Source organism: Streptomyces sp. NPDC127100 (assembly GCF_042724095.1).
Lineage (GTDB): Bacteria > Actinomycetota > Actinomycetes > Streptomycetales > Streptomycetaceae > Streptomyces.
This window is the reverse complement of the sequence record NZ_JBHXFL010000017.1, coordinates 46,888-66,016: the sequence shown is the minus strand read 5'-3', so window position 1 is coordinate 66,016 and position 19,129 is coordinate 46,888. Positions and strand designations below refer to the sequence as shown.

At 74.8% G+C, this 19,129-nt stretch carries 16 protein-coding genes; 1 reads left to right on the top strand and 15 read right to left on the bottom strand.

Annotated elements, in window-relative coordinates; translation table 11 throughout:
- The first annotated feature begins 96 nt into the window (after window positions 1-96).
- Window positions 97-1,449 carry a diaminopimelate decarboxylase gene (locus ACFWJB_RS18080; protein WP_386923309.1) on the top strand — a complete coding sequence of 451 codons (1,353 nt, stop codon included), beginning with the start codon at window positions 97-99 and terminating at the stop codon, window positions 1,447-1,449.
- A gap of 67 nt (window positions 1,450-1,516) precedes the next feature.
- On the opposite strand, the gene ACFWJB_RS18075 is transcribed toward ACFWJB_RS18080, so the two are convergent.
- From ACFWJB_RS18075 to ACFWJB_RS18005, 15 genes are all read right to left on the bottom strand, one after another.
- Window positions 1,517-2,101, bottom strand: a complete 585-nt coding sequence (locus tag ACFWJB_RS18075; RefSeq protein WP_386923257.1) for a hypothetical protein — start codon at window positions 2,099-2,101, stop codon at window positions 1,517-1,519.
- A 115-nt stretch (window positions 2,102-2,216) separates the two neighbouring features.
- Window positions 2,217-3,059: a MurR/RpiR family transcriptional regulator gene (locus tag ACFWJB_RS18070; protein ID WP_385458963.1), complete on the bottom strand. Its 843-nt coding sequence runs from the start codon at window positions 3,057-3,059 to the stop codon at window positions 2,217-2,219.
- 124 nt (window positions 3,060-3,183) lie between these two features.
- Window positions 3,184-4,755: an ABC1 kinase family protein gene (locus ACFWJB_RS18065; RefSeq protein ID WP_386923255.1), complete on the bottom strand. Its 1,572-nt coding sequence runs from the start codon at window positions 4,753-4,755 to the stop codon at window positions 3,184-3,186.
- A complete protein-coding gene (locus tag ACFWJB_RS18060; protein WP_386923253.1) occupies window positions 4,752-6,998 on the bottom strand; it encodes an anthranilate synthase component I in 2,247 nt (748 codons plus the stop codon). Before ACFWJB_RS18060 ends, ACFWJB_RS18065 begins: the two co-directional genes overlap by 4 nt.
- A 178-nt stretch (window positions 6,999-7,176) precedes the next feature.
- A complete protein-coding gene (locus tag ACFWJB_RS18055) occupies window positions 7,177-8,319 on the bottom strand; it encodes an acyl-CoA dehydrogenase family protein (protein ID WP_386923251.1) in 1,143 nt (380 codons plus the stop codon).
- The gene (locus tag ACFWJB_RS18050; RefSeq protein WP_386923249.1) at window positions 8,301-8,828 is read right to left on the bottom strand and encodes a PaaI family thioesterase; all 528 of its coding nucleotides are present in this window, start codon (window positions 8,826-8,828) and stop codon (window positions 8,301-8,303) included. The genes ACFWJB_RS18055 and ACFWJB_RS18050 overlap by 19 nt, the downstream gene beginning before the upstream one ends.
- A 177-nt stretch (window positions 8,829-9,005) precedes the next feature.
- Window positions 9,006-10,133, bottom strand: coding sequence for a diiron oxygenase (locus ACFWJB_RS18045; RefSeq protein WP_386923247.1), 1,128 nt, complete (start codon window positions 10,131-10,133; stop codon window positions 9,006-9,008).
- Window positions 10,130-11,662, bottom strand: coding sequence for a class I adenylate-forming enzyme family protein (locus tag ACFWJB_RS18040; RefSeq protein WP_386923245.1), 1,533 nt, complete (start codon window positions 11,660-11,662; stop codon window positions 10,130-10,132). The genes ACFWJB_RS18045 and ACFWJB_RS18040 overlap by 4 nt, the downstream gene beginning before the upstream one ends.
- A gap of 1 nt (window position 11,663) precedes the next feature.
- Complete coding sequence (locus tag ACFWJB_RS18035) at window positions 11,664-11,909, bottom strand: phosphopantetheine-binding protein (protein WP_362497771.1); 246 nt, start codon at window positions 11,907-11,909, stop codon at window positions 11,664-11,666.
- Complete coding sequence (locus ACFWJB_RS18030) at window positions 11,906-12,925, bottom strand: hypothetical protein (RefSeq protein ID WP_385458974.1); 1,020 nt, start codon at window positions 12,923-12,925, stop codon at window positions 11,906-11,908. Before ACFWJB_RS18030 ends, ACFWJB_RS18035 begins: the two co-directional genes overlap by 4 nt.
- On the bottom strand, window positions 12,922-13,179 hold the full coding sequence (locus ACFWJB_RS18025) for an acyl carrier protein (protein WP_385458976.1): 258 nt from the start codon (window positions 13,177-13,179) through the stop codon (window positions 12,922-12,924). Before ACFWJB_RS18025 ends, ACFWJB_RS18030 begins: the two co-directional genes overlap by 4 nt.
- Window positions 13,176-14,849 carry an AMP-binding protein gene (locus tag ACFWJB_RS18020; RefSeq protein ID WP_385458978.1) on the bottom strand — a complete coding sequence of 558 codons (1,674 nt, stop codon included), beginning with the start codon at window positions 14,847-14,849 and terminating at the stop codon, window positions 13,176-13,178. Before ACFWJB_RS18020 ends, ACFWJB_RS18025 begins: the two co-directional genes overlap by 4 nt.
- Before the next feature lie 5 nt (window positions 14,850-14,854).
- Window positions 14,855-16,453, bottom strand: a complete 1,599-nt coding sequence (locus ACFWJB_RS18015) for a class I adenylate-forming enzyme family protein (protein WP_385458980.1) — start codon at window positions 16,451-16,453, stop codon at window positions 14,855-14,857.
- Window positions 16,454-16,705: 252 nt separating this feature from the next.
- A complete protein-coding gene (locus ACFWJB_RS18010) occupies window positions 16,706-17,626 on the bottom strand; it encodes an alpha/beta fold hydrolase (RefSeq protein WP_385458982.1) in 921 nt (306 codons plus the stop codon).
- A gap of 227 nt (window positions 17,627-17,853) precedes the next feature.
- Entirely contained in the window at window positions 17,854-19,110 is a 1,257-nt protein-coding gene (locus ACFWJB_RS18005) for a 3-deoxy-7-phosphoheptulonate synthase (RefSeq protein WP_386923242.1), read from the bottom strand.
- Between the last annotated feature and the right edge of the window lie 19 nt (window positions 19,111-19,129).

Genomic DNA, 19,129 nt, shown 5'->3' with positions numbered 1-19,129 from the left:
GGCCGGGCCGGGGCAGGCGGGCGGGCGGGCGAGGAGACGGAGGAGCACGTGGACAACGGCACGGGCACGAGCGGTGAGCTCGACGGCACCGACGGGATGCGGGCGGCGCGGCGCGACGAGGCGGTGCGGGCTGCCGTGGAACAGGGGCTGCTCGGCCCCGGCGCCCCGGTCGTCGGATTGCTGGACGTCGCCGGGATCCGGGAGTCGGCGGCGGCGCTGCGGGCGGCGTTCGAGGCGGTGACGGCGCCGGGGACGCCGGTGCTGCACGCCTTCGCGGTGAAGGCGACCCCCTTGGTGCCGGTGCTGCGGCTGCTGCACGAGGAGGGCATCGGCACGGAGGTCGCGAGCCCGGGCGAGCTGGCCCTGGCGCGTGCCGCGGGCGTGCCGGCGGAGCGCACGGTGCTGGACTCGCCCGCCAAGACGCCGGACGAGCTGCGCGAGGCGCTGGCGCTGGGCGTCGCGGTCAACGCGGACAACCCGCAGGAGCTGGCGCGCCTCGATGCCCTGATGGCGGCGGGGGCGAGCCGGTCCCCGCTCGGCATACGGGTGAACCCGCAGGTCGGAGGTGGCTCCATCGAGGCGCTCTCGACGGCCACGGCGACCTCGAAGTTCGGCGTGGCGCTGCGCGACGAGGGGGCCCGCGAGTGGGTGGTCCGGGCGTATCTGGACCGGCCGTGGCTGACCCGGCTGCACGCGCACACCGGCTCGCAGGGCATCCCGCTGACGCTGATGGCCGAGGGGGTGGCGGCGACGTACGCGCTCGCCGAGGAGATCAACGAACGGGCCGGGCGCCGGCAGGTGGACACGGTCGACATCGGCGGCGGGCTGCCGGTGAACTTCGCGTCGGACGAGACGACGCCGACGTACGCCGCGTACGCGCGCGTGCTGCGCGAGGCGGTGCCGGGGCTGTTCGACGGGCGGTACGGGCTGGTCACCGAGTTCGGGCGGTCGCTGCTGGCCAAGCACGGCACGGTCGTGGCCCGGGTGGAGTACGCCAAGAGCGCCGGGGGCCGGCCGGTCGCGGTGACGCACGCGGGCGTGCAGGTGGCGACGCGGACGGTGTACGCCCCTGGGGCGTGGCCGCTGCGGATCGCCGCGTACGACGGCAAGGGACTGCCGAAGGAGGGGCCGGACGTGGTGCAGGACGTGGCGGGTCCGGCGTGCTTCGCCGGCGACCTGCTGGCGACCGGGCGCGCGCTGCCGCTGCTGGAGCAGGGGGACTACGCGGCGGCGCTGGACACGGGGGCGTACTACTTCGCTCACCACTACGCGTACAACTCGCTGGCGCGGCCGGCGGTGTACGGGTTCGCCGGGGGCGGCGGCGGGGGTGTCGCCTTCGCCACCGTGCGCAGGGCGCAGGAGGTCGAGGAGATCGTGGCCGAGGCGGGGGGAGAGCACGCCGACGCGCTGACCGGAGCCCTTGGCCGCGGGGGCGCGGGTCCCTCCTAGGCGCGTCCGTCGTGGCGGATCGCGCGGCCCCCGCGCCCCTGACGGGGGCCTGCGCGACCGCCCCCGCTCAGACCGGCGCCGCCGTCCTGCGCCTCGCGCCGCCGGGGGCCGCGTCGCCCGCCGCGACGCCCGTGCTGCGGTACGTCCTGACGGCCCTGCCCGCCGGGCGGCCGCCGGTGCGGGCGAGCCAGTCCACGCGGACCCAGAGCAGTGCGTCCCCGCCCTGTTCGCGGCGGCCGATCCAGGCGGACTTCAGCCACAGCCCGGCACCGCAGCCCGCCATCAGCAGTCCCGCCGCGGCCGGTACGGCGAAGGCGCTGCCGAGCGCGGCGAGGAAGGCGAGCAGCAGCCACCAGCGGTGGCCCCGGCGCCAGTTGCGCACGGTCACCGCGCGGTCCTGTAGCACGTCGTGCTTGCCCGCGCGGGTGGCCGAGCCGGCCAGGGCGGTGTACCGCCCGCGGCGCGCCGAGGCCACCACGGCCGTCGCCACGACGAACAGCGCCGCGCCGGCCAGGACGCCGATCCGGCGCCCGGTCAGTCCGGGCACCAGCACACCGATGCCCGCCGCGAGCGCGCCCAGCCACCACAGCGGCGCCGCCCCCGCCCGTACGACGACGGCGACCCGAGCCAGTCCCTGTCCTCCGCGTGCCACGTGCCGGCCTCCTCGTCCCCAGTCCTGTCAGTTCGATACGTCCGACGGATGTGTCGGGCGCCGCACTGTAACGGGGGAAGCTGAGACGAATCTGAGAACCCGTCGGCCGTCGCGGTCACTCCACGAACAGGCCCCGGGCCACGGCCTCGGCGTCGAACTCCTCGAGCCGGGCCTGGGCGTCCGGCAGTCCGTCGCACATCGCCTCCAGCAGCACCCGGCCGAGCAGCATCGGCGCGCAGGCCGTGTCGAAGGCGAGGCCGGTGCCGACGGCGGCCGGCAGCAGCAGGTCGGACACCTTGGCGACCGGCGCGAAGGCGGAGTCGGCGACGGTCACCACCGTGAGCCCCGCCTCCTTGGCGTGGGCGAGCGTGTCGACGACCTCGCGCGGATGCCGGGGCAGGGCGAAGCAGAGCAGGGCGCTCGCGCCGGCCCGGACGGCGGCGTCGATGCGGTCGTGGAGCATCGTGCCGCCCTCGTTGAGGAGCCGCACGTCGGGGTGGACCTTGGCGGCGAAGTAGGCGAAGCCGTGCGCCTGGGCGGCCGCCGCGCGCAGCCCGAGCACCGGGAGCGGCCGGCTGCCGGCGAGCACCCGGCCCGCCTCCCGCACCGGCCCCGGGTCGGCCAGCGCCTCCGCCAGGTGCCGCAGGTTCGCGATCTCGGCCTCCACGGCCTGCTGGTACTCGTTCCAGGAGCCGGTGTCCGCCGCCGGTTCCGCGGGGGCGACCTCGCGCAGGTGCCGGCGCAGCGCCGGGTAGCCGTCGAAGCCCAGGGCGACGGCGAAGCGGGTCACGGACGGCTGGCTGACCCCGGCCAGCTCGGCCAGCTCCACGCTGGAGAGGAAGGGCACGTCGGACGCGCGCCGCACCATGCTGTGCGCGATGCGCCGCTGGGTCGGCGTCAGCCGGTGCCCCTCGAAGAGCGCCTGCAGCCGCGCGGCCGGGCCGTCCGTCCCGCTCATGACGTGCTCCCCCTCGACCTATTCACCCGTACCGGTTTCTGCATACCGTTATACAGGTCGCACGGGACCGGGACACCCGGCGCCGGGACACCCGACGCCGGGACGGCCGGGCCCGCCGGGGGAGTCAGCCGCCGGTGGCCTCCGCCTCCCGCGCGCCGGCCGGGACCGGCAGGAATCCCGGCAGCCACCGGGCCGCCTCCGCGCGGAACGGGATCTCGCACTCGAGCTGGCACAGCACCGCGGTGGCGGCGCCGACGACGCGGTTCACCAGCACGTAGGCGGGCGGGAGGTTGAAGCGGCGCAGCAGACCGCCCTCGCGCAGGTCGACGGCCTGCACGACCTCCTCGCGGAGCCATTCGCGGGTGAAGCGGTACGTCTCCGCGGCCGACGGCGTGGCCACCGGCAGCAGGAACGCGCCGAGGGCGTCGTGGTCGAGGGGGGCGCCCGCCGTGACGAAGCCCTCCCGCACGAGGAGTTCCTGGGCGGCGGCCCAGTCCCCGTCCTGTGCCAGCCGGATCAGGCTGCCGAGAGCCGGGGGGAAGCCGTCGGGGAGGTGCTTGACGGCACCGAAGTCCAGGACGCCGAGCCTGCCGTCCGGAAGCAGGCGGAAGTTCCCGGGGTGCGGGTCGGCGTGCAGGCGCCCCGCCCGCTCGGGCCCGGAGAACAGGAAGCGCGCGTACCTGAGGCCCGCGGCGTCGCGCTCGGCCTGCGTGCCCTCCCGGATGACGGCGGCGAGCGGTGTCCCCTCCAGCCACTCCGTGACGAGCACCCGCCGGGTGAAGGCCACCACGCCAGGGACCACGATCTCCTCGTCGCCCCGGTAGGCGTCGGCGAACGCCTGCTGGGCCTCGGCCTCGAGCCGGTAGTCCAGCTCCTCGGCGACCCGCTCGCGCAGCTCGCGCAGCATGGGCTCGACGTCCAGGCCGGGGGTGACCAGGGAGAACAGCCGGATCAGCCGGCCGAGCCGGGCGTAGTCGCCGAGCAGCGCCTCGCCGGCGCCCGGGTACTGGATCTTGACGGCGACGGTCCTGCCGTCGGTGTGGACGGCCCGGTGCACCTGGCCGATGGACGCGGCCGCCGTGGGCGCGTCCTCGAACGCGCTGAACCGGTCGCGCCAGTCGGGGCCGAGCTCCTCCCGGAGGACGGCGTGCACCTGGTCGGCCGGCAGGGCGGGCGCGGCCTCCTGGAGCAGGGTCAGAGCGGCCCGGTAGGGACCGATCACCTCCGGCGGGAGGGCCGCCTCGAAGACGGACAGCATCTGGCCGAACTTCATGGCCCCGCCCTTGAGTTCGCCCAGGACGCGGAAGAGCTGGCGGGCGGTGCGGCGCTGCAGTTCACCGGCGATCAGGTCACCGGGCTCCCCCAGCAGCCGCCGCCCGAACCCGAGCGCGGAGCGGCCCGCGAAGCCGAGCGGCAGGGACATCAGCCGTGCGCCGCGGGTGAAGGAGGAGCGGGGTATGGCGCGGGCGGCGGGCACGTCGTCCCCCGGCCCCGCGGCGGGGTCGCCGGCAGGTGCCGCGGCCCGCTCGTCGCCGGCGGCCGCCGTGTCGCCCTCGTCCACCGCGGCCCGGTCACCGCCGGCCGGCGGTGCCGCGGGCGACTCGACCGCGGGTTCCGCCGCCCGCTCGTCCCCCGCGTCCGTGGGGTCCCCGGTGCCGTCGGGCGTCGGGTTCCGGTGGGTCTCGTTCGTCGTCATCGCGGGCTCCCGGCCGTCGCGGTGGCCCGCACGGAGCCCTTGAGTCCGGCCACGGCGTTGGCGATCAGGGTGAGACCCGCGTCCTCCCCGGTCGTCATGATCGACTCGGGGTGGAACTGCACGGCCGCCACCGGCAGGGTGCGGTGCTCGACGCCCATCACCGTGCCGTCGGCGGTGCGGGCGGTCACCCTCAGCTGCTCCGGCAGCGTCGCCGGATCGGCGTACAGGGAGTGGTAGCGCCCCGCGCGGAACCGGGTCGGCAGGCCGCGGAACACGGTTCCCCCGTCGCCGGCGACCTCGACCGACGACGGCTTTCCGTGCACGGGCCACGGCAGCGTGCCGAGGGTCCCGCCGAAGTGCTCCACGATGCCCTGGAGACCCAGGCAGACCCCGAACACCGGCAGTCCGCGCGCCAGCACCCCGTCCAGCAGGGCGGACATCCCGAAGTCCGCCGGGCGGCCGGGGCCGGGCGAGAGGAGGACCAGGTCGGGCGCCAGGGTGTCGAGCAGGTCCAGGGGGAATCCGGCGCGGTACGTGACCACCTCCGCGCCGGTCTGCCGGACGTAGTCGCCGAGCGTGTGGACGAAGGAGTCCTGGTGGTCGACGAGCAGCACGCGGCGCCGGCGGCCGGCCTGAGCGGGCACGGCCGCGGACCGTCCGCGGGCCCGCCCCGCCCCGCCCGCGTTCTCGACCGCGTCGAGGAGCGCGCCCGCCTTGAGCACGGTCTCGTCCTCCTCGGCCCGCGGGTCCGAGTCGAACAGCAGCGTCGCCCCGGCCCGCACGGTGGCGACGCCGTCGCGGAACTGGACGGTGCGCAGGGTGAGCGCGGTCTCCAGGCCCCCGTCGAAGCCGATGCGGCCCACCGCACCGCCGTACCAGCGGCGCGGGCTGCGTTCGTGCTCCTCGACGAAGGCGATGGCGGCGCGCTTGGGGGCTCCCGTGACGGTCACCGCCCACATGTGGCTCATGAAGGCGTCGAGCGCGTCGCGGTCGTCGCGGAGCCGGCCGCGGACGTGGTCGACGGTGTGGATGAGCCGGGAGTACAGCTCGATCTGCCGGCGGGCCAGGAGCTCCACGCTGCCCGGCACGCACACCCGCGCCTTGTCGTTGCGGTCGACGTCCGTGCACATCGTCAGCTCCGACTCCTCCTTGTCGGAGCCGAGCAGCGCCCGGATCTGCTCGGCGTCCTCCAGGGGGTCCCGGCCGCGGGCGACGGTGCCGCTGATCGGGCAGGACTCGACGGTGCGGGCCCGCGGATCGACGCGCACGAACATCTCCGGCGACGCCCCCACCAGGTGCTCGCCGTCGGCGAGGTTCATCAGCAGGCCGTACGGCGCCGGATTGCGGGTCCGCAGCCTGCGGAAGACCTCGGAGGGCGGTGCTTCGGCGCGCCGGTGGAAGCTCTGGCCGGGCACCACCTCGAACAGGTCGCCGGAGCGGAACCGCTCCTTGGCGAGGCGGACGAGCTCCGCGTAGGCCCCCGGGGCGTGGTCGCGCGGGGCCGGCGGCCGGGCCGGCGGTGCGAGGGGCGCGGCGGGTGTGGCGCGGTCCAGCCCGGCGGTGCTCCGGCCTGCGTGGGAGAAGTCGTAGCTGTGCCGCACCGCGGTGCCCCGGTGCCGGTCGACGCACAGGATGCGGTCCGGCAGGTGCAGGGCGAGGACGCGGTCGCGCGGGTCGCGGTCCCGGTGCTGCGGTACGGGGTCGAGTTGCAGGACGAGGTCGTAGCCGAACGCCCCGTACAGGCCCCACACGTCGTCGTGCGGTCCGGCCAGGGCGGCGACGACGGCGCGCAGCACGGTGAAGGCCGAGGGCAGCCGGGTGCGGTCCTCCTCGGCGAAGGGGGCCCGGTCGGGCCGTGCGCCGCCGCTCGGGTCGATCGCGACGGTGACGGTGCCCGCGGTCTCGTCCCGGCGGGGCCGCAGCGGGGCCAGGGCGTGGAACAGCGCGGGAAGCAGGACCCGGCCGCGTTCGTTGAGCGCGCGCAGCCGGACGTCGTCCTGGTGGGCGGTCACCTCGACGGGCGGGTCGACGTAGGCGATGTCGTACGGCCGGTAGCGGCCCGGCTGGTCGCAGCGGCCCGACATGAGCAGTCCGCGCCGGGTGTCCAGGGCTTCTTCCAGACGGGCGAGCTCGGTCTCCGCCCGTGCGAGGTCCAGGGGTTCGGACCGGCGGGTCACCTCGGCGCCGGCCGGGGTGGTCCACTGGTGTGCCGTCGCCGCGGTCCGGTGGGTCGTTGCCGTCATCGTGGTCCTTTGCGTCGGGTCGTCGGCGGATTCGCCGGACTGGTGCGGGCCGGAGCCGACGGCCGGGCGGCGGGGCCGGGCCGGTGCGGCCGGGAAGCAGCGCGGGCGGGGAGCGGCGCGGGCGGGGAGCGGCGCGGGCGGGGAGCGGCGCGGGCGGGGAGCGGCGCGGGCGGCCGGGTCAGACGCCCAGGTCCCGGCCGATGATCTCCTTCATGATCTCGTTGGTGCCGCCGTAGATCGGGTGCACCCGGTTGTCCACGAACGCCCTGGCGACGGGCGTCTCCCGCATGAAGCCGTAGCCGCCGTGCAGCTGGACGCAGCGGTCGAGCACCCGGCGCTGGACGTCGGTGGCCCACCACTTGGCCTTGGCCGCGGCCACCGCGTCGAGACGCCCCGCGTTGTGCTCGATCACCGCCCGGTCGACGTAGGTGCGGGCGACGTCCAGTTCGGTGGCCATCTCGGCCAGTTCGAAGCGGACGTGCTGGAACGTGCCGACGGGCTGTCCGAAGGCGGTGCGGTCCTTGCAGTACTCGAGGGTCTGGGCGAAGGCGGTCTCGGCGGCGGCCACGGCGTAGGCGGCGATGCCGAGCCGCTCCTGCGGCAGGTTGGCCGCCAGGTGCAGGAAGGCGCGGCCGGGGGTGCCGAGCAGGTTGGCCGCCGGGACCCGGACGTCGTCGAAGAACAGCTCGGCGGTGTCCTGCGCGGCCATGCCGATCTTCTCGAGCTTGCGGCCGCGGGAGAAGCCGGGCATGCCGCGCTCGACCACGAGCAGGCTCAGGCCCCGCGCGCCCGTGCCGGGGCGGGTCCGGGCGACGACGACGACCAGGTCGGCGTGGATGCCGTTGGTGATGAACGTCTTGGCCCCGCGGAGCACGTAGTCGTCGCCGTCCTGGAAGGCGGTGGTCCGGATGGCCTGGAGGTCGCTGCCGGCCTCGGGTTCGGTCATCGCGATGGCGGTGACCAGGTCGCCCGAGCAGAAGCCGGGCAGCCAGCGCCGCTTCTGCTCGTCGGTGGCGAGCTCCAGGAGGTAGGGCGCGACGACGTCGTTGTGCAGGGCGAAGCCGATGCCGGTCGCGCCGACGCGCATGATCTCCTCGCTGAGGACGACCTGGTAGCGGAAGTCGCGGACGCCCCCGCCGCCGTGCTCCTCCGGCACGTCGATGCCGAGCAGTCCGAGCTTGCCGGCGCGGCGCCACACCTCGCGGTCGACGAGTCCCGCGCGCTCCCAGTCCGCGTGGAACGGGACGATCTCCCGCTCGACGAAGTCGCGCACCATGGCCTGGAAGTCGCGGTGGTCCTGGGTCAGTTCGCTGTCGCGCATGTCCCTCGCTCCGTCTGCGGGCCGGCCGTGCGGTGGATGATCTGTTCGACGGTCCCGGTGCAGGCCCGGGTGCCGTACTGCTCGAAGCGCACCTCGGCCACGGCCCGCCGGGTGGAGCAGCTGGTCAGTACGGTCTCGATGCGGACGGGGCCGGGCACCAGCGGTGCGTGGTAGTCGACGGACAGTCCGGCGGTGAGGAAGCCGGCGCCGTCCGGGATGGCCGACAGCATCACCAGTCCGGCGAAGTGGTCGACCAGGCAGGCGATCCAGCCGCCGAAGACGACACCGGGAGTGAGGGTCAGCTCCTCGTCGAAGGACGTCTCGCAGACGACCAGGCCGGGCAGCCACGAGGTGGCGGGCGGCAGCGCGAGCGTGCGGGCGGCCGGCGGGGCGGGCACCGTGCCCTCGGCCAGACCGGCGAGCATGCGCCGGCCGCTGGTGTCCGCACCGTCCGGTGCCAGGCCGCGCAGCCGGGTCGGCCGGGTGGGTGGCGGGGTGGTTTCGAGCATGCTGGCATCTCCGCGTTTCCAGGGTTCGGGGACCGGTACGGGGCACGGTGTGCCGCCCCGCCCGGCGGGTGCGGGCGCCGCGGGTCGCGTGTCCGTGGGTCCCGTGGCCGGGCCGGGGGATGGGGCCGCCGCCGCGGCGGGGCCGGGGGTGGTACCCCGGCGCGGCGGCGGCCCGGTTCAGGGGGCCGGGGTGCCGTCCGAGGGCGCCGCGCTGCCGAGGTCGGCGACCTGCTCGATGTCGCGGTGCCGCAGCGCCATCTCGTGCTGGGTCAGCGCGTCCACCGCGGCCTTGTCGTCCAGGGCACGCAGCGCCTCCTCGTCCACCTCGTGGAAGCCGAGGACTCCCATCTTGGCCAGCGCCTCCTGGACCCGGGGCCCGAACATCCCGATCTCCTTGAGGCCGGGCACGATGCGCATGAAGACCAGCCGGCGGAACTCCCGCTTGGCGGGCGAGCGCCGGGAGGCCTTGATCGCCTCCTCCCCGTACCCGAGGTGCTGCCAGATCTCGTCGTCGACGTACCGGTCGCGCAGCGCCCAGCAGCCCTCGACGACGAAGTCCTCGCGCTCCCTGAGCTCCGCCTCGGACAGCTGCGGGTAGTAGGCGCGCAGCAGCAGCCGTCCGAAGGCCACGTGCCGGGCCTCGTCACGGGCGACGTAGGCGCTGAAGGCGCGGGCCAGCGGGTCGCGCAGCCGCTCGCGGTGCACGCCGAAGGTCGCCAGGCCCATGTTCTCGACGAGGATGTGCGCCGCCAGCACCCCGAAGTCCCAGCGGGGTTCGCGCATCGCCTGCTCGAACATGGCGGAGATCGACGGGGACAGGCCGTAGCGCAGCCCGATCTTCGTGTGCAGGAACCGGTTGAAGCCCTCCACGTGCCGGGCCTCGTCCATCATCTGCGTGGCCGCGTACAGCTTGGAGTCGAGGTCCTCGACGGTGAGCAGGATCTTGCCGACCGCGATGAGCGCGGCCTGCTCGGAGTGGAGGAACTGCGAGTACAGCCAGCCGCTGCTGTGCCGGCGCACGATCCGCCGCTCGCTCTCCGGCAGCCGGTCCCACAGCTTGGAGCCGGCGATGGAGATGAAGTCGTCGGGCAGGCCCAGCGGGTCGTCGGGGTCCACCTCGTGGTCCCAGTCCAGCCGCTCGTCCATGTCCCACTGGCGCTGCTTGCCCTGCTGGTACAGCCGGACCAGTTTGTCGTTGCGCCGGTCGTAGTCCCACTGGATGACGGCCCTGCCGTTGACCGGGACGGCCCACTCGCCGGCGAGGTCCGTCAGTACCTCGGGACGCGTGTAGTCGGTGGTGCTCATGAGGTGTTCTCCCTGTCGGCGGTGAGCGTCTGCCGGGCGATCTCGCGCAGGTCGGTGCGCAGGGCCTTGCCCGCCGGGTTGCGCGGGATGCGCTCGATCGGCAGGAAGTGGGTGGGCCGCTTGTAGGGCGCGAGTCCCGCCACGCACAGCCGCAGCAGTTCCTCCGCGTCGAACCGGTCCTCACCGGTGGGCTGCACGAACGCCACCGGCGTCTGGCCCCAGGTGTCGGACGGCACCGGTACGACGACCACGTCGGCGACGTTCCCGGACTGGCGCAGGACGTGCTCGATCTCGGCCGGGTAGACGTTCTGGCCGCCGCGCAGGATGAGGTCGTTGCGGCGGTCGACGACCCAGACCCGGCCGTCCCGGTCGACGCAGCCCACGTCGTGGGTGTTGAGCCGGCCGTCGCGCAGGACGTCGGCGGTGGCCTCCGGGTTCTTCCAGTAGGCCTGCATCAGCCCGTCGCCGCTCACCTGGAGCTCGCCGATGACACCGGCGGGCACCTCTCGGCCGTCGGCGTCGGTGACGCGCAGCCCGGCGCCGAGCATCGGCACGCCGACGCAGACCGCGCCGGGCACCGGCGGCGGCCCGACGGGGGTGTCCGGACGCAGGGTGAGGACGGGCCCGCCGCCCTCGGTGATGCCGAAGATGGTCTGCAGGTCGGCGCCGAGCCGCTCGCGGGCCTCGCGGGCCAGGTCCTCGGGCATCGGGGCGGCGCCGTGCAGCAGCAGCCGCAGCCGGGAGAGGTCGGTGCCGGGCAGGCCCTTGGCGCGCAGCAGCAGCCGGACCATGGACGGCACCAGGAAGGCGTGCTCGATCCGCCACCGCTCCAGGGCGGCCAGGCAGCCCTGCGGGGTGAAGCGGTCCAGGACGCAGACGGTGCCGCCCGCGGCCAGGTGGTCCAGCGCGATGACGACGCTGCCGTGGAAGAGCGGGCCGGCGTTGAGGAAGGCGGTGCCCGGGCGCGGGCCGACGTCGGCGATCCAGGACAGCGCGTTGATCTGGAGCGAGCGCTGGTCGACGACGACGCCCTTGGCGCGGCCGGTCGTCGCCGAGGTGTGCAGGATGAGCACGGGGTCGGCCATGCCGGTGCCGGTGCCGTCCGCGGGCCCGGCACCGTCCTGCCCGGCGTCCTCGTCGGGCAGTTCGGCGACGGTCGCGATGTCGGTGACGGGCAGCCCCGGGTACAGGGCGCCCAGCCGGGCCGCGTACGCCTCCTCGGCGACGGCCGCCGAGGGCTCGACGGACTCCATGATGGCGCCGATCTCGGGATCGGTCAGCGCCGGGTTGACCGGCACGGCGACCAGGCCGGCGGCGGCGCAGGCGAAGTAGGTCTCCAGCACCTCGACGCGGTTGGCGCTGAGCACCAGGACGCGGCTGCCGGGCAGGGTGTCGTGGCGCAGCCGGGCGGCCAGGGCCCGTACGTCCCGGTGCAGGGTGTGCCAGCTGACGTCACGGCGGGCGTCGCGCAGGGCGAGGGCGTTGGGGTCCCGGTCGAGACCCCGGCGCACCACGTGGTTCAGCCACATGTCAGCTCGCCTCCGCCCCGGCCAGCCGGGCGACGGCGCGGACCGTGGTGAGGCCGAGGAGCTCCTCGTCCTCCAGGGGCCGGCCGAGTTCGTCCTCCAGGCTCAGCGCGATGCGGATCAGCTCGCCCGAGCCGATGCCGGCCCCGGCGAAGTCGTCGTCGTCGCCGAGCCGGTCCAGCAGGACGGGGTGGTCCAGGCTGCCCCGGATCAGGGCGCGTACGTCGGTCAGGGAGCGGACGGCGGTCATGAGCTCCTCCTGGGGCGGGCGCCGACGCCGACCATCGCCCAGTAGGGGGCGGGTTCGCCGTCGAAGTACACGAGGGGTTCGGCGCTGTCGGTGCGGCAGGGCAGCAGCCGGTTGAAGCGGCTGCCGAAGCAGGCGGCGGCGAACTCGGGGGACTCGGCGACGCCCCGTTCGTCACCGACCGTGGCGACGAAGGCGAAGACCGGGTCGAGCGACTTGTGCACGCCGTCCTCGACGACGTCGCACCAGGCGTGGTCGCTGCCGAACAGGCCGAGCAGGTAGCCGCGGCGGGCGGTCGCCTCCAGTCCGGCGGCGCGCAGCCGGTCGGCGAGCAGCCGGGAGGCGACGACGCAGTCGGCGATGCCGAGTTCCCAGGCCCGGTGGTGGTCGGCGCGCAGGGGTTCGGGCACGGTCTGGTAGATGACCCGGCGGGCGGCCAGGGCGTCGACGACCTCGGACCACGCCTCGTGGATCCGCGGGTCGCGCACGGTGTGCCGGGCGCCGGTCAGCCGGACGGCCGCGGTGTACCCCGAGGGGCGCAGCGGCTCGTCGAACGGTCCGCCGTCCAGCAGTTCCACGCCGGGCGCGGACAGGTCGGGGACCCGCACGGTCACCTGCCGGCCCGTGTCGCCGGCGGCGCGGTCCTCCGCCGCCTCGCCGCCGGCCGTACGGGAGGGGTGGACGCCGATCTCCCAGTCGCGGGGTGCGAACCAGCTGTCCCGCTGGGCGGCGGCGAAGCGCATCAGGAAGCGCAGCCCGAGTTCGGGCACGGTCTGTCCGGTGCCGCAGAACATGCCGACGTTCATCAGGTCGTCGTAGTCGAACAGCGGCCCCCGCGCCGGGTCGACGACGTGCGGCAGTCCCGCCGCGGCGAGCCGCGCGACCTGCTCGGGGGCGGCCCGCAGGGCGCGGGCCGCGGTCGGGGTGTCGGTGTCGTAGCGGGCGACGTCCGCCGGCGCGGTGCGGAACCGGTCGAGGGCGCCGAGCAGGGTGTCGGCGGCGGCGGTCTCCACGGTCATACGGAGCTGCCCTCCCGGGTCAGCCGGGCCACGAAGTCCGCCAGTTCGCGCACGGTCGCGGTCTCGAAGAGGAAGTCGTCGGGGATGACGACGTCGCACTCGTCCTCGATCTCGGTGATGGCGCGCAGGGCCTTGACGGACTCGATGCCCGGCACGGCCGACAGCGGCTTCTCGGGGTCGACGGACGACTCGGCGACGCCGGCCTGTGCGGCCAGTGCCCGTACGACGATGTCCAGGGTCGCGGTGACGCTCACGAGTGCTGTCCTTCCGGTGCGGTGGGCAGTGCGCAGTGGTGCCGGCGGTAGAGGTCGGCGGCGCCGGAGCGCTTGACCTTGCCGGAGCTGGTGAAGGGGAGGGTCTGCGGGGAGACCGCGAGGGTCTCGACGGCGGTGAGGCCGAGGTGTTCGGCCAGCCGGGTGCGGATGGCCTCGCCGACCGCGTGGGCCGTTTCGGTGTCGAGCTTCGTCTCCCAGATCACGACCATGTACTCCTCCTGGCCGTCCTCCCAGGCGAAGGCGGCGCAGTGCCGGCGGTCGACCCCGGGGGTGGCCTTGACGATCTCCTCGACGTCCTCGGCGTAGTAGTTCTGGCCGCGGACGACGGCCATGGCCTTGACGCGGCCCATGACGTAGAGCTCGCCGTCGTGGCGGAAGCCGATGTCGCCGGTGCGGAGCATGCCGTCCGCGGTGAAGGGCTGCTGGTCGGCGGGGAGTCCGAGGTAGCCGGACGTGACGGGGGCGCCGCCGATCTGCACCTCGCCGACCACGCCGTCCTCGAGGGGGGTGCCGTCGGCGTCGCCGATGCGCACGTCGACGCCCTCGACGGGCGCGCCGCAGGAGACGACGGTGCGGGTGGTGGGGCCGGGCTCGGCGGCCTCCCGGACGCGGTCGCCGACGGCGAGGCTGGAACGTTCCGCCTCCAGGCTGCGGTACGGGGAGCCGGGTACGCCGGTGCTGACGATGAGGGTGGCCTCGGCGAGGCCGTAGTTGGGCTGGACGACCTGGGGACGCAGGCCGTACGGCTCGAACGTCCGCTGGAACTCCTCCAGGCTGGAGCGGCGCACCGGCTCGGAGCCGTTGCCGCCGTAGCGCCAGGCGGACAGGTCCAGGTCGTCGGGGATGCCCTTGGCCGCGGCGGCCACCAGGTAGTCGTAGAAGAAGTTCGGGGCCGGGAGGATCGTGGCGCGGCTGGCGGCGAACTCGGCGAGCCACCGCATCGGGCGGCGCACGAAGTCGCCGGGCTGCCACAGGGAGACGGGCGAGCCGATGCGCAGCGCGGCGAGCATCGTGAACAGGCCCATGTCGTGGAAGAGCGGCAGCCACTCGCCGAGCCCGTCCTCGGTCGTCCACCGGGTCCCGGCCTCGATCGCGTCGAGTCCGGCGGACACGTTGGCGTGGGTGACCACGACGCCCTTGGGGGCGGAGGTGGAGCCGGAGGTGTACTGGACGATCGCGGGTGCCGTGCCGCCGCCGTGCGGGGCCGGCAGGTCCTCGCGGGAGTGCGGGGCGTCGGCGATGTCGACGAACGGGATGTGCGGGACGGCCTCGGCGACGCGGGCGACGATCCGGCCGCCGAGGCTGCCGTCGACGAGCATGGTGTCCAGTGCGGCGTCCTGGGCGATGCGCCGTACGTGGGCGGCGTAGGCGTCGGCGCCGCCGAAGGCGACCGGCAGGGCCAGCGGGACGGCCGCCGCGTCGAGGCGGAACGCGGCGAGCAGGCCGCGCACCCAGGGCTCGCCGTTGGCCATGAGCAGGCCCACCCGGCGCGGGGCGCGGCCGTCGCGGGCCGCGAGGACGGCACCGGCCGTGCGCTCGGCGCGGTCGAACAGGGCGGCGCCGGAGACGGGTTCCTCGGTGCGCGAGGGGGTGTGCAGCAGCGTGCCGTCGCGCAGGCCGCGGGACAGTTCGTGCCAGAGGTGCGTCATGCTGCTCAGGCCTCCTTCGGGGCGGTGGCGGCGGTGCGGTGGATCCGGCCGGCGAGCTTGCGGCGCAGCACGGACCTGCGGACCTTGCTGGTGCCGGTGACGGGCATGGCCTCCCACTCCCAGAAGCGCACCTGGAGGCCGGGGAGCCCGGCCTCGGCGGCGACCGCGCGGAAGCGGTCGGCGTCGGGGGTGGTGTCCGGGCGGGGGCAGGCCACCGCGAAGACGGTGCCGTCGTCGTCCTTGACCAGGACGAGTTCGACCAGTTCGGGCAGGGCCTCCAGCAGGTGGTCCTCCTTCTCCAGGAGGCTGCCGACGCCGTCGACGTGTTCGACGGAGCGGTCGAGCAGTTCCAGCGAGCCGTCGTCGAGGAGGCGGCCGATGTCGCCCATGGGCCACCAGGAGTCCTCGGGCGGCATCGGGTCGCCGCCGACGTAGCCGCGCATGCGGCCGGGCGAGCGGGTCTCGATCAGACCGGGCGTGTTCGGCGGCTGCGGGACGCCGTGCTCGTCGACGATCCGGATCTCCATGCCGCCGCCGCTGTGGCCGACGTTGCGCGGCGAGTAGTCGGCGGACTCCTCGCGGGTGACGATGCGCAGGCAGATGGGGCCGGACTCGGTCTGCCCGTACGCCTGGAAGTAGTGGGCGCGGGGGTGCTCGGAGGCGTTCAGCAGGGTCCGCACGGTGCGCGGGTGCATGGCGTCGAAGGTGCTGATGAACCGTTCGACGTGCTGGAACGGGCGGTCGGGGTCGTCGGCCAGGGACTCCCACTGGATGTAGACGTTGGGGTGGGTCTCGAGGGAGGTCGGGCGGTGTTCGAGCATGAGCCGCTTGACGTTCGCGGGGTCCGGGTCGGCGATGGCCAGGGCGGGCATCGCGGTCTCCAGCGAGGCGAGCGTGCCCGCGCAGGTGCGGGCGTGCACGAAGGACAGGTGCTTGGCGTTCAGGTCCTGCGGCGAGTACTGGTCGCGGAAGATCATGATCATCGGGGCGACCATGCCGAACAGGGAGCGAGTGGAGTGCGCGGCCATCTTGGGCGCCCCGGTGGTGCCCGACGAGTGGGTGATGACGAACCACTCGTCCGCGTCGCGCGGGCCCGCGGTGTGCGCGAGGCGTTCCTGGAGCGGTACGACCCAGTTCTCGTCGGTCTCCTCCAGGCACAGCACGTTGCGGGTCAGCCGGCGCAGCGCGTGCCGGTGCTCGGTGAGCCGCGCCAGCCCGGTCGAGTCGACGACGAGGTAGGGGTCGTCCAGGCGGGCGAAGCACTCCAGGAGCTCGCCGGTCTCCATGGCGGACGAGAGCAGGGCGGGCAGGGCGCCGATCTTGCCCAGGGCGCACATCACGCCCTCGACCTCGATGTGGTTGCGCTGCACCACCGCGACGACGTCCCCGCGGCGGATGCCGCCGGCCCAGAACCGGTCCGCGTAGTCGTCGACGGCCCGGGCGAAGTCCGCGAAGTCGCGGACCGGGCGGTCGTAGGTGCGCCAGGGCGTGTCGGAGAGGAAGGGGGTGTCGGGGTACTTCTCCGCCGCGACGGCCGGGAGGATCCCGAGAGGTGCGGTCGGCTGCGGCATGACATCGAGCTTCAGTGCGGATACGTCGGGCATGGAAGGTCCCCCTGCTCGGCCTGCGAAGACGTCCGGGCAGCACGAAGTGCGCGCCGGTATAGGGCTGTCCGGTGTCGGAAGTGGTCGGGATCGCTCACCGTCCGGTCGGGAGCGGCCGACATCAGACAAGAGGTGGTTTCCGGCCGATGCACTCCACCGGACTTCGAGAATTTCCGGACGCTTCGGCTCCGCCACGGCCGCACCCGGCACACCCCCGTGCGCGGTGAGCGGTGCGGCCGTGGCCGGGCGGGGTCAGCTCGGGCGGGAGAAGAGCCGCTCGGCGGTCCGGGCGACCAGGTCGGGCCGCTCCTCGTGGAGGTAGTGGCCGCAGCCGGGGACCACCTGGACCCGCAGGTCGTCGGCGTGCCGGCCGGCCGGGGTCAGCACGCCCGGGGGCAGCATGAAGTCGAGCTCCCCTCCCATGACCACGGTCGGGGTGGTGAGCCGGAGCTTCTTGTACCGGCCCGTCAGCAGCCGCGCGATGTCCCGCAGGGCGAAGGCCCGGTGCAGTGCCTCCCCGGCGCGCGCCCGCGCGGGCTCCCGGCTGGAGCGGACGAACTCCTCCATCGCGTCCGGGGTCCAGACCGCCGGGTCCGCCACTCCCTTGCGCATCAGGTAGCGCGTGAAGCCGGGGCGGCGGCGCAGCATCCAGCGCCCGAGGAGCGGCTGCTCCAGAAGCGCCGTGTACCAGAACCGCCAGGACTGCGGCATCAGGCGCCGGTGCAGCGGCCAGGGGTGCATCATGTTGAGCGCCAGGTAGTGCGTGACGCGCAGCGGTGCCCGCAGGCAGAGGTGGAACCCGGTCCACGCTCCCCAGTCGTGCCCGACCAGCCTCACCCGGTCCAGGCCCAGGGCGTCCAGCAGGGCGACCACGTCGGCCACCCTGCTGTCGGTGTCGTAGCCCTTGTCCGGCGCGTCGGACCAGCCGAAGCCGCGCTGGTCCACGCAGATCAGCCGGTAGCTGCCGGACAGCAGCGGAATCAGCCGCCGCCAGCCGTACCAGTGCTGGGGGAAGCCGTGCAGCAGCACGACCGGCTCCCCCTCGCCCGCCTCGGCGACGTGCAGGCGCACGCCGTCCCGCACGGTCACCCAGTGGTGGCGCACGCCCGCCAGTTCGGGCTGGGGCGGTGAGGCCGAGTCGTTCTCGACGGGCTCGTTCTCCACGGACTCCACGGAAAGCTCCTGAGGGTTGTCGGACCGGTTCGTTCGGTCGGTCAGGAGGCGGCGGACCGGGCAAAGGTTCCCCCGCACCCGGCCCGGGCCGGGCGGGCCCGGGTGGCGGAGGCAGGCCCCGGCGGCGCCGGACACACCGATGCCGCCGGCACCAGGTCCGGCGGCATCGTGCGTCGCGGGGCAGCGCCCGGGGCCGTCCGAGCCCCGTGGGGCCCGGACGGCAGGCGCTAGTCGCCGCCCTCGCACAGCCGCGCGGTGAGCGCGGCGATCTCGGCGGTCTGGGAGCCGTTGAGACGGGGGTCGCAGGCGGTCTCGTACCGCTGGTGCAGGTCGTCCTCGGCGATGCCCGCGCCGCCCCCGACGCACTCGGTGACCTCGGCGGGCGTGGCCTCCAGATGCACACCGCCGGGGGTCGCGCCGACGGCGCGTGTCGCCGCGAAGAAGCCGCGTATCTCGGCCCCCACCGTCGCCACGTCCCGGGTCTTGTGCCCGCTGCCGCCGACGTAGGTGTTGCCGTGCATCGGGTCGCACATCCACACCACCCGGTGCCCCGCGCCCGCCACCTCCTGCAGCAGCGGCGGGAGCAGCTCGCGCACCTGGCCGGCCCCCATCCGCGAGATCAGCACGAGGCGCCCCGGCTCCCGGTCCGGGTCGAGGCGGGCGCACAGCGCGGCCAGGCGGGCGCGGTCGGTGCCCGGCCCGATCTTGACGCCCACCGGGTTGGCGACCCCGGACAGGAACCGCACGTGCGCCCCGTCGGGGTCACCGGTGCGCGCGCCGATCCAGGGCAGATGGGCGGAGGTCAGGCACAGGCTGCCGGTGACGGGGTCGCGTCGTACCTGGGGTTCCTCGTAGTCGAGGACCAGCGCCTCGTGGCTGGTCCACACCGCCGGGGCGCCGGCCACCGTCGCCCCGGGCAGGGCCATGCCGGACTCGGCGAGCTCGCGCAGCAGGGCCAGCACCTCCCGCGCGTGCGCGTGCCCGTGCAGCAGCCGCATCGCGTCGGGGACGCGTGCGGCGGGCTCGGGGCGCGGATCGTTCACCAGGTGCCCGCGGAAGGACGGCAGCAGCAGGTCGCCCACCCGCTCGGTCGGGGAGGACCGCGGTTTGGCGTACTGGCCGGCCAGCCGGCCGATGGGGATCACGGGCCGGCCCAGCGCGGCCCGGAGGGTGCCCGCGGTGCCGTGCAGCTGGCCCACCCGCGCCGCCACACCGGCGAACGTCGGGGCGTCGAAGGTCTCCGCGCAGTCCCCCAGTTGGACCACGAAGGCCTCGCCCGCGGCGGCCTCGGCGAGCGCGCGGCGCAGATCGAGGATCTCGTCGGACCGTACGAGGGGTGCGGCGCCGGCCAGCCGGGCGCGGATCCGGCGCAGCAGCGCGGGATCGGGCCAGTCGGGCTGCTGCGCGGCCGGGCGTTCACGCCAGTCGGACGGCGTCCATGAGGGCACGCGGCGGGGTGAGGCGAGTACGGCGGGCGGGTGCATGACGAGATCGGCCTCCGTC

Bases quoted from the DNA above. Each gene is read 5' to 3' on its own strand.
- ACFWJB_RS18080 (WP_386923309.1), top strand. From the start codon at position 97: ATGCGGGCGGCGCGGCGCGACGAGGCGGTGCGGGCTGCCGTGGAACAG.
- ACFWJB_RS18070 (WP_385458963.1), bottom strand. From the start codon at position 3,059: ATGAGCGGGACGGACGGCCCGGCCGCGCGGCTGCAGGCGCTCTTCGAG.
- ACFWJB_RS18065 (WP_386923255.1), bottom strand. From the start codon at position 4,755: ATGACGACGAACGAGACCCACCGGAACCCGACGCCCGACGGCACCGGG.
- ACFWJB_RS18060 (WP_386923253.1), bottom strand. From the start codon at position 6,998: ATGACGGCAACGACCCACCGGACCGCGGCGACGGCACACCAGTGGACC.
- ACFWJB_RS18055 (WP_386923251.1), bottom strand. From the start codon at position 8,319: ATGCGCGACAGCGAACTGACCCAGGACCACCGCGACTTCCAGGCCATG.
- ACFWJB_RS18050 (WP_386923249.1), bottom strand. From the start codon at position 8,828: ATGCTCGAAACCACCCCGCCACCCACCCGGCCGACCCGGCTGCGCGGC.
- ACFWJB_RS18045 (WP_386923247.1), bottom strand. From the start codon at position 10,133: ATGAGCACCACCGACTACACGCGTCCCGAGGTACTGACGGACCTCGCC.
- ACFWJB_RS18040 (WP_386923245.1), bottom strand. From the start codon at position 11,662: ATGTGGCTGAACCACGTGGTGCGCCGGGGTCTCGACCGGGACCCCAAC.
- ACFWJB_RS18035 (WP_362497771.1), bottom strand. From the start codon at position 11,909: ATGACCGCCGTCCGCTCCCTGACCGACGTACGCGCCCTGATCCGGGGC.
- ACFWJB_RS18030 (WP_385458974.1), bottom strand. From the start codon at position 12,925: ATGACCGTGGAGACCGCCGCCGCCGACACCCTGCTCGGCGCCCTCGAC.
- ACFWJB_RS18020 (WP_385458978.1), bottom strand. From the start codon at position 14,849: ATGACGCACCTCTGGCACGAACTGTCCCGCGGCCTGCGCGACGGCACG.
- ACFWJB_RS18015 (WP_385458980.1), bottom strand. From the start codon at position 16,453: ATGCCCGACGTATCCGCACTGAAGCTCGATGTCATGCCGCAGCCGACC.
- ACFWJB_RS18005 (WP_386923242.1), bottom strand. From the start codon at position 19,110: ATGCACCCGCCCGCCGTACTCGCCTCACCCCGCCGCGTGCCCTCATGG.